Origin of the sequence: Microbispora sp. NBC_01389 (assembly GCF_045040095.1) — a bacterium.
Lineage (GTDB): Bacteria > Actinomycetota > Actinomycetes > Streptosporangiales > Streptosporangiaceae > Microbispora.
In genome coordinates this window covers 3,748,633-3,762,380 of record NZ_CP109552.1, presented here as the reverse complement: position 1 = coordinate 3,762,380, position 13,748 = coordinate 3,748,633, and the positions used below count along the sequence as shown (strand labels likewise).

At 70.6% G+C, this 13,748-nt stretch carries 6 protein-coding genes; 4 read left to right on the top strand and 2 right to left on the bottom strand.

From position 1 onward, the window contains the following. The first annotated feature begins 37 nt into the window (after positions 1–37). The 4 genes from OG344_RS16935 to OG344_RS16920 all read left to right on the top strand — a co-directional run bounded on the left by OG344_RS16935 (position 38) and on the right by OG344_RS16920 (position 11,721). Positions 38–934, top strand: a complete 897-nt coding sequence (locus OG344_RS16935; RefSeq protein ID WP_405083942.1) for an SGNH/GDSL hydrolase family protein — start codon at positions 38–40, stop codon at positions 932–934. A 479-nt stretch (positions 935–1,413) separates the two neighbouring features. Continuing rightward, positions 1,414–6,159: a ThuA domain-containing protein gene (locus OG344_RS16930; RefSeq protein ID WP_405083941.1), complete on the top strand. Its 4,746-nt coding sequence runs from the start codon at positions 1,414–1,416 to the stop codon at positions 6,157–6,159. 304 nt (positions 6,160–6,463) lie between these two features. Further along, on the top strand, positions 6,464–8,227 hold the full coding sequence (locus OG344_RS16925; RefSeq protein ID WP_405083940.1) for a discoidin domain-containing protein: 1,764 nt from the start codon (positions 6,464–6,466) through the stop codon (positions 8,225–8,227). A 17-nt stretch (positions 8,228–8,244) separates the two neighbouring features. After that, positions 8,245–11,721: a discoidin domain-containing protein gene (locus OG344_RS16920; protein WP_405083939.1), complete on the top strand. Its 3,477-nt coding sequence runs from the start codon at positions 8,245–8,247 to the stop codon at positions 11,719–11,721. Positions 11,722–11,804: 83 nt separating this feature from the next. Here the strand turns inward: OG344_RS16920 and OG344_RS16915 are convergent, their stop codons facing one another. Together OG344_RS16915 and OG344_RS16910 are read right to left on the bottom strand one after the other, a co-directional pair. Continuing rightward, positions 11,805–13,277: an ATP-binding protein gene (locus OG344_RS16915; protein WP_405083938.1), complete on the bottom strand. Its 1,473-nt coding sequence runs from the start codon at positions 13,275–13,277 to the stop codon at positions 11,805–11,807. Between the two features lie 13 nt (positions 13,278–13,290). Then, positions 13,291–13,740 carry an ABATE domain-containing protein gene (locus tag OG344_RS16910; protein WP_405083937.1) on the bottom strand — a complete coding sequence of 150 codons (450 nt, stop codon included), beginning with the start codon at positions 13,738–13,740 and terminating at the stop codon, positions 13,291–13,293. Positions 13,741–13,748: the final 8 nt, after the last annotated feature.

Genomic DNA, 13,748 nt, shown 5'->3' with positions numbered 1-13,748 from the left:
CGACCCCACATCCGGCAACCGACCATGGAGCTCCCCAGTGGCCCTCGGCATCACCCCGCGCTCCGTCCGGCGTACCACGGCGACGGCGGCGCTGCTCGCCGCCTCGGTCTCCCCACTCCTGCCCGCCACCGCTTCCACCGCTTCCGCGGCCTCCACCGCCGTCACCGCGCGCTACGTCGCCCTGGGCGACTCGTACGCGTCCGGGGCGGGGCTGCCGGAGCCCACGGACCCGGAGTGCTCGCGCTCCGGCCTGAACTATCCGTCGGTGCTCGCCCGGTCGTACGGGTCCCGCTCCCTCAGGGACGTCACCTGCGGCGGCGCGACCACCCGTGACCTGTGGCACCGGCAGGGCGCCAAGGCCCCGCAATTACGCGCCCTGTCGAGGAACACGACCCTGGTCACGGTGACCATGGGCGGCAACGACATCGGCTTCTCGAGCATCATCGGCACCTGCCTGTCCGCCGCGCGGTCCGACCCCGCCGGGAGCCCGTGTCAGGCGGAGTACGCGAAGAGTGGGCACGACGAACTCACCCGCCGCATCCGGGCCCTGTCGCCTCGCATCACCGCGATGCTCGCCGACGTCAGGCGGCGCAGCCCGCGCGCGACGGTCATGCTGGTCGGCTACCCGGCCCTGCTCCCCGAGAGCGGCGCGGCGTGCCCCTCGGTCGTCCCCTTCGCCAAGGGCGACTTCCCCTACCTGCGGGACACGGTGAAACGACTCAACGGGATGCTCCGCCAGCAGGCCCGGCGGAGCGGCGCGATCTACGTCGACACCTACACGCCGACGATCGGGCACGACATGTGCGCGGGCGACGCGCGTTTCGTCGAACCGCTCGTCGTGGCCGCCGGGGTCGCGCCCGCGCACCCCAACCAGCAGGGACAGCGCGTCATGGCGTCCCTCGTCGCGGAGCGGATCGACCGGCTCCGCCACTGACAGGCCTTGTGCCTCTGGGCCAGGCCGGCACTCAGGCCGGCTCTCAGGCCGGCACCGGCCGCCACATGCCGATCCGTACGGACACACCGGGAGACGCGAACGCTCGACCAGCCAGTCGGCGAGCCCGCTCCGCTCGGCGGGGAGGCTCCCGGCGTCCAGCGACAGGAACCACAGGCCGCCGCGCCCCCGCGCGTCCCGCGCGTACGTGCGCACGTTCTACCCAGGACGCCACAGGTCGGTCGTGATGATCTTGTCCAGGTCGCGTTCGGCGAGCACGTTGATCGTGACGAACGGATTGACCGGAACTTTCGTCACAAACTAACGAAACTTCAGCAGATTTGCCGAAACTATCTTCACAATTCCCCAAAAGACGCTTACCTTCGGGGCGAATCACCGCTACGCGGCCGGTTTGTGAAGCGAACGCGGGCCTACGACCGTGCAACTGGCTCGCACCGCACCCAGGGAAAGGAAGCTCCGCCATGCCCCCCAGGTGGCCGACCGATCGCGCCAGAAAACGGATCGCGCAGACCTGCGCCATGCTCCTGGCCTTCACGGGCCTGACCGTGCTCGCCCCGGCCGTGCCCGCGCAGGCGGCACCCATCGACGCCGCCGACTACCAGCGCGTGGAGCTGGCCAGGGGCGTCGCCGAGATGGGCGAGCCGATGACGATGACCGTGCTGCCCGACCTGTCGGTGCTGCACACCGCTCGCGAGGGAGTCCTGCGGCGCACCGACGCGCGCGGCGACACCACCGTGGTCGGCACGCTGAACGTCTACTCCCACGACGAGGAGGGGCTCCAGGGAGTCGCCGCCGACCCGGGCTTCGCGACCAACCGGTTCGTCTACCTCTACTACGCTCCGCGTCTCAACACCCCCGACGGAGACGCCCCGGCCACCGCGTCCGACTTCTCGGCCTGGAAGGGCGTGAACCGGCTGTCGAGGTTCACCCTCAAGCCCGACTGGACGCTGGACAAGGCCAGCGAGGTCAAGATCCTCGATGTGCCGGCCGACCGCGGCATCTGCTGCCATGTGGGCGGCGACATCGACTTCGACGCCGCCGGCAACCTCTACCTGTCGACCGGCGACGACAGCAACCCCTTCGACTCGTCGGGCTACTCCCCGCTCGACCAGCGGCTCGACCGCAACCCGGCGTACGACGCTCAACGCAGCTCCGGCAACACCGACGACCTGCGCGGCAAGATCCTCCGCATCAAGGTCAAGCCGGACGGATCCTACGACATCCCCGAGGGCAACCTGTTCGCGCCGGGCACCCCGGACACCCGGCCCGAGATCTACGCGATGGGCTTCCGCAACCCGTTCCGGCTGAGCGTCGACAAGGCCACCGGCGTCGTCTACGTGGGCGACTACGGCCCCGACGCAGGCACCACCGACCCCAACCGGGGGCCGGGCGGCCAGGTCGAGTTCAACCGGGTCACCGGTCCCGGCAACTACGGCTGGCCCTACTGCACGGGCACCAACACGCCGGTCGAGACCTACAACACGTTCGCCTTCCCCTCCGGCCCCTCCGGGGCGAAGTACGACTGCGCCGGCGGCCCGGTCAACGCCTCGCCTCGCAACACCGGGCAGCGCACGCTGCCGCCCGCTCAGCCCGCGTGGATCAGGTACGGCGGCGACGCCGGCTCCCCGCCCGAGTTCGGCGGCGGCTCCGAGTCCCCCATGGGCGGGCCGGTCTACCATTACGACGCCGCCCTCGACTCCGCGGTCAAGTTCCCCCAGGACCTCGACGGCCACCTCTTCGCCGGTGAGTTCGGCCGCAGGTGGATCAAGGCGATCGACGTGCGGGCCGACGGGACGCGCGGTGACATCACCGACTTCCCGTGGACCGGCACGCAGGTGATGGACCTGGCGTTCGGCCCGGACGGCGCGCTGTACGTGCTCGACTACGGCACCGGCTACTTCAACGGCGACGCCAACTCGGCGCTCTATCGCTTCGAGTACATCAAGGGCCGTGACCGTTCCCCGATCGCAGTGGCCAAGGCCGACAAGACCTCGGGCAAGACGCCTCTCACGGTCACGTTCTCCTCGGCCGGCTCCGCCGACCCCGAGGGCGCGACGCTCACGTACTCCTGGGACTTCGGCGACGGCGCCACCTCCACCGAGGCGAATCCGGTCAAGACGTACGACAAGGACGGCACGTACACCGCGACGCTCACGGTGCGCGACCCCGCGGGCAACAGCGGCAGCGCCAGCGTGGTCGTCACGGCGGGCAACACCGCGCCGACCGTGACCATCGAGACTCCCACGGCGGGCAGCCTGTTCCAGTGGGGCGACTCGGTCCCCTTCACGATCAAGGTCACCGACCCGGAGGACGGCGACATCGACTGCGCGAAGGTCAAGATGACCTACGTTTTGGGCCACGACAGCCACGGCCACCAGATCAGCTCGAAGAGCGGCTGCTCCGGCGAGCTGACCATCCCGGTCGACGGCGAGCACGACGACGCGGCGAACATCTTCGCCGTGTTCGACGCCGAATACACCGACAAGGGCGGGCTGACCACCCACACCCAGCACATCCTGCAGCCGCGGCACCGCCAGGCCGAGCACTACGGGGCCTCCTCCGGCGTGAACCCGATCAGCAAGTCGCAGGCGCACGGCGGCAAGACCGTGGGCGACATCGACAACGGCGACTGGATCTCCTTCAAGCCCTACGAGCTGAGCAAGGCCAAGGGAATCGCCGCCCGCGTCTCCTCCGGCGGGAAGGGCGGCACCATCGAGGTCCGCACGGGATCGCCGACCGGCACCCTGCTGGGCAAGGTGAGCGTGCCCGTCACCGGAGGCTGGGAGACGTTCACCGACGTCTCCGCGCCGCTGTCGAACGCCCCGGCGGGGACGACCGAGCTCTTCCTGCTCTTCAAGGGCAACGACGGCGCGCTGTTCGACGTGGACGACTTCACGCTGACGGCCGAGCCGCCCGCGGGCGGAAGCCCGGGACCGGTCGTCAACGCCGGCGGCCTGTGCCTCGACGTCGCGGGCGCCAACCCGGCCAACGGCACCAACGTGCAGCTCTACCAGTGCAACGGCACCGGGGCTCAGGTGTGGAGCGTCGACGGCTCCACGCTCCGCTCGCTCGGCAAGTGCCTCGACGTGTCCGGCGGCGGCACCGCCGACGGCACACGGGTGCAGATCTGGGACTGTGTCGCCAATGTCGGCGCGCAGGTCTGGACCGTCGGGACGGACGGCACGATCAAGAATCCGCAGTCCGGTAAGTGCCTCGACGGCTCGGCCACCGGGCAGATGGTCATCAAGACGTGTGACGGTAGCGACGCGCAGAAGTGGACGACGTCGACGGGCCCGGGCGGCGGCGCCGAGGGCGAGGTCCTGGTCTTCTCGCGTACGGCCGGCTTCCGGCACGACTCGATCCCGGCGGGCATCCAGGCGATCAAGGATCTGGGCTTCAAGATCACCGCGACCGAGGACCCCGCCGTCTTCACCGCCCAGAACCTGGCCAAGTACAAGGCCGTGGTGTTCCTCAGCACCACGGGCGACGTGCTGGACGACGCCCAGCAAGCGGCCTTCGAGTCGTACGTCAAGGCGGGCGGCGGCTACGTGGGCATCCACGCGGCGGCGGACACCGAGTATGACTGGCCGTTCTACGGCGGCCTGGTCGGGGCGTGGTTCGCCTCGCACCCCGCGGTCCAGAAGGCGACCGTGAAGGTGGAGGACCGGGCTCACCCGGCGACCGCCCACCTCGGCTCGCAGTGGACCCGCACCGACGAGTGGTACGACTACCGCTCCAACGCCCGCACAACCGCGCACGTGCTGGCCACGCTGGACGAGAAGTCCTACTCCGGCGGCAAGATGGGCGAGGACCACCCGATCGCCTGGTGCAAGGAGTATCAGGGCGGCCGTTCGTTCTACACGGGCGGCGGGCACACGGCGGAATCCTTCTCCGAGCCGGAGTTCCGGCAGCACCTGCTCGGCGGCATCAGGTACGCCATGGGCGACCTCAAGGCCGACTGCCGTCCCGAGACCGGCTACACGACGCTCTACAACGGCAGCACCACCGGCTGGCAGCAGGCCGGGCCCGGTAGCTTCACGAACGCCGACGGCACCCTGACCTCGCAGGGCGGTTTGGGGCTGTTCTGGTACAAGGCGAAGGAGTTCCACTCCTACTCGCTCAAGCTCGACTGGAAGATGCGCGGCGACGACAACTCGGGCGTCTTCGTCGGCTTCCCCGCCTCCGACGACCCGTGGTCGGCCGTCGACAACGGCTACGAGATCCAGATCGACGCCACGGACGCCCCGGAGAAGACCACCGGATCGGTCTACGGATTCCAGTCGGCGGACCTCAAGGCCAGGGACGCCGCGCTCAACCCGCCGGGCCAGTGGAACACCTACGAGATCCGCGTGGAGGGCGAGCGCCTGCAGATCTTCCTGAACGGCGTGAAGATCAACGACTTCGTCAACACCGATCCCAAGCGGTCCCTCCAGCAGGGCTACGTGGGCATCCAGAACCACGGCGACGGCGACGAGGTGGCGTTCCGGAACATCCGCATCAAGGAGCTCGGCCCGGCGGAGGGCGACGTCACCATCCAGGCCGAGAGCTGGACCGAGGCGAACGGCGTCGACACCTACCCCCACGCCCCCGCGCACGGCGGCACCGTGCTCGGCTACGTCAACCCCGGCGACTGGGCGGCGTACGACGGCGTGGACCTCACCGGCGTCACCCGGTTCACGGCCCGGGTGGCCTCGCCCAACCCGAGCGGCGGCTTCGAGATCCGGACCGGTTCCCCGACCGGCCCCGTGCTCGGCAGCGTCACCGTGCCGAACACCGGCGGGTGGGAGTCGTACGCGGACGTCTCCACGGCGCTCACGAACGTCCCCTCCGGGAGCGTGAAACTCTACCTGGTGTTCACCGGGGCCGACTTCGACGTGGACGACTTCACGCTCGTCCGCGGCAAGGACGACTCTCCGAAGGTCGAGCTGACCGTGACGGCCGCGCCGCGCTGCGTCGGCAGCTCGGCGTACCTGGCGGTCACGGCCGTCAACAACGGTGACGTGCCGGCGACCGTGGAGCTGACCGCTCCGTACGGTTCCAAGACCGTGGCCGACGTGGCCCCGGGCAAGCAGGCCTACCAGTCCTTCAACACCCGGGCCGCCCAGATCGACGCCGGCACGGTGACCGTCAGGGGCACCGCGACGATCGGCGGCAAGGAGGTCACCACGTCCTACGACGCGGCCTACACCGCGGCCGGCTGCCGCTGAGCTGCTCACACCGCGGTCAGCTTCGCTGACCGCCCGGCGGTGACCGCGGTCCACACGACGAGGACACGGCCGTAACACAACCCGGGGCCGGCCGGCCGACCAGCCGGCCGGCCCCGCTCCCGCCGCGTCATCGAGCGGTCCGCCCGGCGGCACCTCGTACGACCCGGTGGTTGACCCGCTGCTTTCCGCGCGAGTCAAGATCATTCCTTCGCTTACTAAATTCAAGTATTGACCTAAGTCTCGAAGGCGATCATTCTCTGGTCAGGGCTCGTCCCCGTTCACCCCCCGAAGAGAGATCGCCATCATGCGAAAGCGTTCGACGATCCATCCCACACGCCGCGCTCTGACGGCCGTGCTCAGCGCGCTGGTCCTGGTCGTGGCCTGCGTCGTCGCAGCGACGGCCGTGTCCGCGCCGGCCGCGGCCGCGCCCGTCCTGCTGTCGCAGGGCAAGACCGCGACGGCCTCGTCCACGGAGAACGCCGGCACACCGGCGTCGGCCGCCGTCGACGGGAACACCGGCACCCGGTGGTCCAGCGCGTTCGGCGACCCCCAGTGGCTCCAGGTCGACCTCGGCGGGGCGGCGACGCTGAGCCAGGTCACCCTCAACTGGGAGGCCGCCTACGCCACCTCGTTCAAGATCCAGGTGTCGGCCGACGCCTCCACCTGGACCGACCTCTACTCCACCACCACCGGCACCGGCGGCACGCAGACCCTCAACGTCACCGGCTCGGGCCGCTACGTCCGCGTGTACGGCACCGCCCGCGCCACCGGCTACGGCTACTCCCTGTGGGAGTTCCAGGTCTACGGCACGACGACCGGCACCGCCTGCGGCACGGCCGACGCCGCCCAGGGCAGGCCCGCGACCGCCTCCTCCGCCGAGAACGCCGCGACGCCCGCGTCGGCGGCCGTGGACGGCAACAGCGCGACCCGCTGGTCCAGCGCGTTCGGCGACCCGCAGTGGCTCCAGGTGGACCTCGGCTCCGTCAAGACGATCTGCAAGGTCGTCCTGACGTGGGAGGCGGCCTACGCCACGGCCTTCAAGGTCCAGGTGTCCGACAACGCCTCCACCTGGACCGACCTCTACTCCACCACCACCGGCACCGGCGGCACGCAGACCCTCAACGTCACCGGCTCGGGCCGCTACGTCCGCGTGTACGGCACCGCCCGCGCCACCGCGTACGGCTACTCGCTGTGGAGCTTCACCGTGAACACCACGGGCGGCTCGAACGACCCGACGACACCGCCGCCCGACGCCTTCTGGGGCGACACCGCGAACATCCCGGCGGCCAGGAACGTCGTCATGGTCAAGATCCTCAACAGGACCAACGGCCAGTATCCCGACTCGCAGGTCTACTGGAGCTACAACGGCCAGGTCCACTCGATCGCGGAGCAGCCCTACTTCGACATGCCGGCCAACACGGCGGGCCGGATGTACTTCTACCTCGGCTCCCCCAACAGCCAGTACTACGACTTCATCGAGTTCACCGTCGGTCCTTCGGTGTTCAACGGCAACACGACCCGGGTCGACGCGTTCGGCCTGAAGCTCGCGATGCGCCTGCACGCCCGCGACGGCTATGACGTGGCGGTCGGCGAGGACTACGCCACCTTCGCCGAGTCCCGCGCGGCGACCTTCCAGCGGTTCATCGACGAGGTGCCTGCGGAGTTCAAGCAACTGGCCCAGGTGCAGGCGCCGTACCGCATCCCGGCCCCGGGCAGCGCGTCGATCTTCCAGCCCGGCGGGGCGTACGCGAACTACTTCACCGGCTACGCCGCCCAGCAGGGCGTGACGGCGACGACCTCGCAGGTCACCGGGTGCGCCGGACCGCTCGCCGAGGCCCCGAAGATGTGCGCCGCGCTGAACCGGCACGTCGCCGGGCTGTCCGACGCCCAGCAGTCGGACGCGGCGAACTACTACAAGGCCGCCCCGGCGAACTACTACGCGAAGTTCTGGCACGACCACGCCATCGGCAAGCTCGCCTACGGCTTCCCCTACGACGACTACGCGGGCCAGTCCTCGTTCATCTCGCACGGCGACCCGCAGTGGCTGCTGGTCGCGGTCGGCTGGTAGCGCAGGCAGGAGACGCCATGAAGCACACCCTTTCGCTCCGGCGCGGGCTCCCTCTCGTCCTGGCGGTGGCGCTGGCGCTGCTCGCGAGCGTCGTCGCCGGGCCCGCGCACGCCGCGCCCGTCCTGCTGTCGCAGGGCAAGACCGCGACGGCCTCGTCCACCGAGAACGGCGGCACTCCCGCCTCGGCGGCGGTGGACGGGAACACCGGCACCCGGTGGTCCAGCGCGTTCGGCGACCCGCAGTGGCTCCAGGTGGACCTCGGCGGGGCGGCGACGCTGAGCCAGGTCACCCTCAACTGGGAGGCCGCCTACGCCACCTCATTCAAGGTCCAGGTGTCGGCCGACGCCACCACCTGGACCGACCTCTACTCCACCACCACCGGCACCGGCGGCACGCAGACCCTCAACGTCACCGGCTCGGGCCGCTACGTCCGCGTGTACGGCACCGCCCGCGCCACCGGCTACGGCTACTCCCTATGGGAGTTCCAGGTCTACGGCACCACCGGCACGTCCTCGGGCTGCACCGGCCCCAACAGCGCGCTGAACCGGCCCGCGACCGCTTCGTCCACCGAGAACGCCGGGACGCCCGCGTCCGCGGCGGTGGACGGCGACCCCGGCACCCGCTGGTCGAGCGCCGCCGCCGACCCGCAGTGGCTCCAGGTGGACCTCGGCTCGGCCAAGACGATCTGCAAGGTCGTCCTGACGTGGGAGGCGGCCTACGCCACGGCCTTCAAGGTCCAGGTGTCCGACAACGCCTCCACGTGGACCGACGTCTACTCCACGACCACCGGCACCGGCGGCACGCAGACCCTCGACGTGACCGGCTCGGGCCGGTACGTCCGCCTCTACGGCACTGCCCGCGCCACCGGCTGGGGCTACTCGCTGTGGGAGTTCGCCGTCCACACCAACGGCGGCGGCACCACCGACCCGCCGCCGAGCGGGACGCCGATCTCGGCGTACAAGCAGGTGACGGCCTCGTCCTGGGAGGGCGGCAACGCCCCGGCGGCGGCGCTCGACGGGCGGACGACGACCCGCTGGTCGAGCCAGTACTCCGACGACCAGTGGCTGCGGGTTGACCTCGGCGGCGCCGGGCACGTCACCGGTGTCACGCTCAACTGGGAGTCCGCGTACGCCACGGGTTACCGGATCGAGGTGTCCGCCAACGGCACGTCGTGGACGCCGATCTACACCACGACCAGCGGCAGGGGCGGCGTCGAGAACCTGAACGTCACCGGCGACGGCCGCTACGTCCGCTTCGTCGGCACGGCCCGCGCGACGGGCTACGGCTACTCGCTGTGGGAGTTCCAGGTCTTCGGCACCGTGGACACGGCGGCAACGACCGCTCCCCTGCTGTCCCCGCCCACCAAGGCCCCGGCGACCACCGGCCAGTTCGCGCTGTCCGCCCCCGCCGACAAGGCCATGATCACCGACACCCGGCGGCCCGCGTTCTCCTGGGCGGCCGTCTCCGGCGCGGTGCGCTACGAGGTCTGGCTGAACGTCAGCCGCACCGACTACGACTTCACCGCCTCGGGCAACCTGATCGACCTCTACACCAAGGTCGCCGAGCCGACCGGCACGAGCTACACGCCCACCTGGGACATCCCCGACCGGTGGACGTACAAGTGGTTCGTCGTCGCGGTGAGCGGGTCGGGCGCCAGGACGACGTCGAACATCCGCACGTTCAGCCTCTACCTGCCCGACATCGAGCAGGCCGCCGACGGCGTCCCGATCGTCAACGGTGCCCGCGACCTCAACAAGAACGGCACGATCGAGCCGTACGAGAACTGGCGGCTGCCCGTCGAAACCAGAGTCAACGACCTTCTCGGCAGGATGACCCCCGAGGAGAAGGCGTACCAGATGTTCTACAACGCCCAGACCTACCCGCTCTCGGGCTGGCACTTCGGCCCGGCGTTGCCGAACGACCTGCACGCCGTCCTGCTGAGCGCGTCAGGAACCCGGCTCGGCATCCCGCCCGTCTCGGCGGGCGACACCATCGCCGGATACCAGACCACCTATCCCCTGCAGAGCGCGCTCGCGGCGGGCAAGGACTACACGCTCGACTACAAGCTCGGCGACGCGCAGCGCCGCGAGGAGCTCGAGGTCGGGGCGCGCGGCGTGCTCGGCCCGCTCGCCGAGGTCGGCACCAAGGTCCTCTACCCCCGCATCCAGGAGGGCAACGGCGAGAACGCCGACGTCGCGGCCGCCCAGGTCCGCGCGCTGGTGGCCGGGCTCCAGGGCGGCCCCGAGCTCAACCCCGCCTCCGTGCTGGCGACCGTCAAGCACTGGCCGGGCGAAGGCGCGGGCGGCGAGGCCGGGATCACCTACGACGCGGTGACGATCAAGTACCACATGATCCCGTTCAGGGCCGCGATGGAGGCCGGCGCGGTGAACATCATGCCGGGGTACGCCGGAAGCTCCTACCTCGACCCGGGCGGCTCGGGCGCGGGCGACAGCAAACCGATCCTCGACTACCTGCGGAACACCCTCGGTTACACCGGTCTCATCACCACCGACTGGTTGCCGTCCTCGGTCTGGGTCAAGGCCGCGAACGCCGGCTCCGACGTGATGGGCGGGGCCGACCCCGGAGCCACCGGGTTCACGATGGCGACCTTCCTCGCAGGAGTCCCGATCGCGCGGATCAACGACGCGGTGACCCGGATCCTGCGCCTGAAGTTCACGCTCGGCGTGTTCGAGCACCCGTACGGCGACCCGGTGAACGGTCCCTACCGCTTCCACCAGCCGTCGTACGTCGCGCTCGCCAACCAGGCCGCCCGGGAGTCCATCACGCTGCTCAAGAACAACGGCGTGCTGCCGCTGAAGCTCAAGGCGGGCGACAACGTCGTGGTGGCCGGTCCGCGGGCCACCGACGGATCGGCCTGCTGCATCTGGACGAGCTTCTTCCACCAGGAGTACGGCTCGCAGACGTTGCTGGACGCGGTGAAGGCGCGGGCGGCCACCGCGGGCGTCAACGTCTACCAGGACACCGGGCCTTCGCCCAAGCTCGCGATCGTGGCGGTCGGCGAGCCGACCTACACGCACGCCACCGCCTGGGTGAAGGAGCAACCCCAGCTGCCCGCCGACCAGCTGGCCGTCATCCAGAACTTCAAGAACCAGGGCATTCCAGTGGTCGTCGTGCTGACCCTCCCCCGGCCCATCGTCATCAGCGAGTGGAACGGCCTGGCCGACGCCGTCGTGGTGACGTACCGGGGCGGTGAGGAGGTCGGCCCGGCCACGGCCGGCCTCCTGTTCGGCGACTACACGCCGCGCGGACGCCTGCCGTGGCAGCTCCCACGCGGCCTCGACCAGATCCTCAAGCCGGGCGGCGGCGACGTGCTCGCCGACGCCGTCGAGGACTGGAACCTCCCCTACGACCTGGGCGCGACCGCTGCCCAGCGGTCGGAGATCCGGGCCCGCATCGACGCGGGCCAGCCCGTCCCCACCACCTACGGCAACCCCCTCTATCCATACGGAGTCGGACTGCAGGGCTGGTCGTGACGCCGGCCTCGGACTGAGGTCGGCAGCGGCCCGCCGTGCCAGGTCACGGCGTCGCCCAAGGCGGCGAGGAGATCCACCGAGCGTCAGCTCCGGCCGTACAGGGCTGGCAGGTCGATCAGGTGCACATCAGGTGAGGCGCTCGCCTGGGCCACCGCCTTTTCGTTGAATCCGCTGCCGCTGAAGCAGACGAGACGGGTACGCGTAGTGTCGTAACGGCCGGACGCGGCGATCAGGTCGCGGATGTGCTGGAGACGTTCGATGTGGGCGAGTCCCATCGTGTCGTTCCATTTGGCTTCGCCGATGGCCAGGAGCGGCGGTTTGCCGCCGTCGGCGATGCCGACCACGGCCACGTCCACCTCGTGACCGGTTCTGGCTTTGGAATCGTGGACGACACCGTGACCGACGCGGGCGGGCAGCCCGCCGAACAGGTCGGGATCGGCGTGGTGCAGCGCCCAGTCGCGGCAGGTCTGCTCGAAGTGGGGGCCCAGGACGTTGCTGACGAAGCGGCGCCGGCTGGCCTGCCACACCCGTCCGGCGCTGCCGGGCCGCTCCAGCGGGTCCCAGACCGGGCGCATGATGGCGTGGTAGAAGCGGATCAACGGCTCGGAGATGCGGTAGGTGGCGCGGTTGTCCCGGAAGGCGTCCGCGTCGCGGTGCAGCAGGCCGGCGTCCTCCAGGACATTGATCGGATGCGCGATGTCCGTCGCCTTGCGCTCCAGATAGCCGGCCACTCCCCCGCGCGTCGCGTTGCCGTCGGCGACGGCCGCCAGGACGGACAGATACAGGGCGCTGTCCCGCAGGTCGGGCTCCTCGGCGAGGAGATAGCGGGCCTCCCGGAAGAGAGGCGTCTCGGGGTTGAGCACGGTGCGGATCACCCAGTCGTCGAAGTCCCCCGGTCCCGACGGTGTGTCACCCCGTGCGAACTCGCGACGATAGGCGGGTGTGCCGCCGACGATCGCGTTGACCTTCAGGGCCAGTGCGGGATCGGAGATCTCCCAGAACTCGGCGGCCAGGCGGTGGTCCAGCGGGCGGACGAGCATCTCCAACCCCGCCCGACCCCGCAACGGGGCGTTGCCGGACAGTAGCCGGCCCATGAAGGAGAGGGCCGAGCCACACAGCAGCAATCGGGTGCGTGACCGGGTTCGCGGCTCCCGCATGGGCCGGAAAGCCTCCTGGACGAGGGACGGCAGCTCCGGGTTGGCCCGCGCGAGGTAGGGAAACTCGTCGATGACGACGGGGGTCGGCCGCTCGGCGCCGAGGGCGAGCAGCGCGTCCAGGGCCTCGGACCAGTCGGCGAAGTGATAGGGGGCGGCGGGCCGGACGTGGGTGGTGAGCGCGGTGCTCAACCGGCGCAGGGACTCGGCGTTCGCCGCTTCGGTCGCGGCGAAGTAGAAGCCTCCGGCGGCCCGGCAGGCGGCGTCCAGCAGGAAGGTCTTGCCCTGGCGGCGCCGACCGGAGACCACGCCGAGTGTGGCGCCGGGCTGTTCATCGGTGATGAACCGCCGCAGCGCCGACCACTCGTAGTCACGGTCGAACATCTCGGCCGGCTTGTCCACGTGCGCCCCCCGCTTATAGGACTACACGCATGGGCGGGCGGGAGCAGCGGGTGCGGGTGCCGTCGCGGGAGCCGTCCCAGAAGACCCAGCCGCACCGCCGGTCGGGACAGCGCTTCAGGCGCGGCCACTCACCGCCCGCGGTGGTGGCGAGCCAGGCGCGGGCGATGGCGGCGAGCGGGTCGTCGGAGCGGAGCGCGAGACCGTCCAGGACGGCGTGCGCCGCGGCCGTCGACCGGCGGTCCGGCTGCTCGCCGTCGGCGAGCAGCCGGGCCCGCAGGCCCTGCCGCAGGGTGCGGGCGCGGGCCAGGTCGTGCGGCGTGACGTGGGCGGGCAGCCCCTGCGCGGTCAGCCAGGCGCGCATGCCCTCCACGCTCTCCAGGAGATCGGCGCCGCGTTCGACGTCGATCGTGTTCGCGAACGACTCCAGGAGCCTGGTCTCCTCAAGCGGCTGGCGGTAGCTCATCGCGGGCT

Coding starts and splice junctions, on each gene's coding strand:
- OG344_RS16930 (WP_405083941.1), top strand. CDS start 1,414: ATGCCCCCCAGGTGGCCGACCGATCGCGCCAGAAAACGGATCGCGCAG.
- OG344_RS16925 (WP_405083940.1), top strand. CDS start 6,464: ATGCGAAAGCGTTCGACGATCCATCCCACACGCCGCGCTCTGACGGCC.
- OG344_RS16920 (WP_405083939.1), top strand. CDS start 8,245: ATGAAGCACACCCTTTCGCTCCGGCGCGGGCTCCCTCTCGTCCTGGCG.
- OG344_RS16910 (WP_405083937.1), bottom strand. CDS start 13,740: ATGAGCTACCGCCAGCCGCTTGAGGAGACCAGGCTCCTGGAGTCGTTC.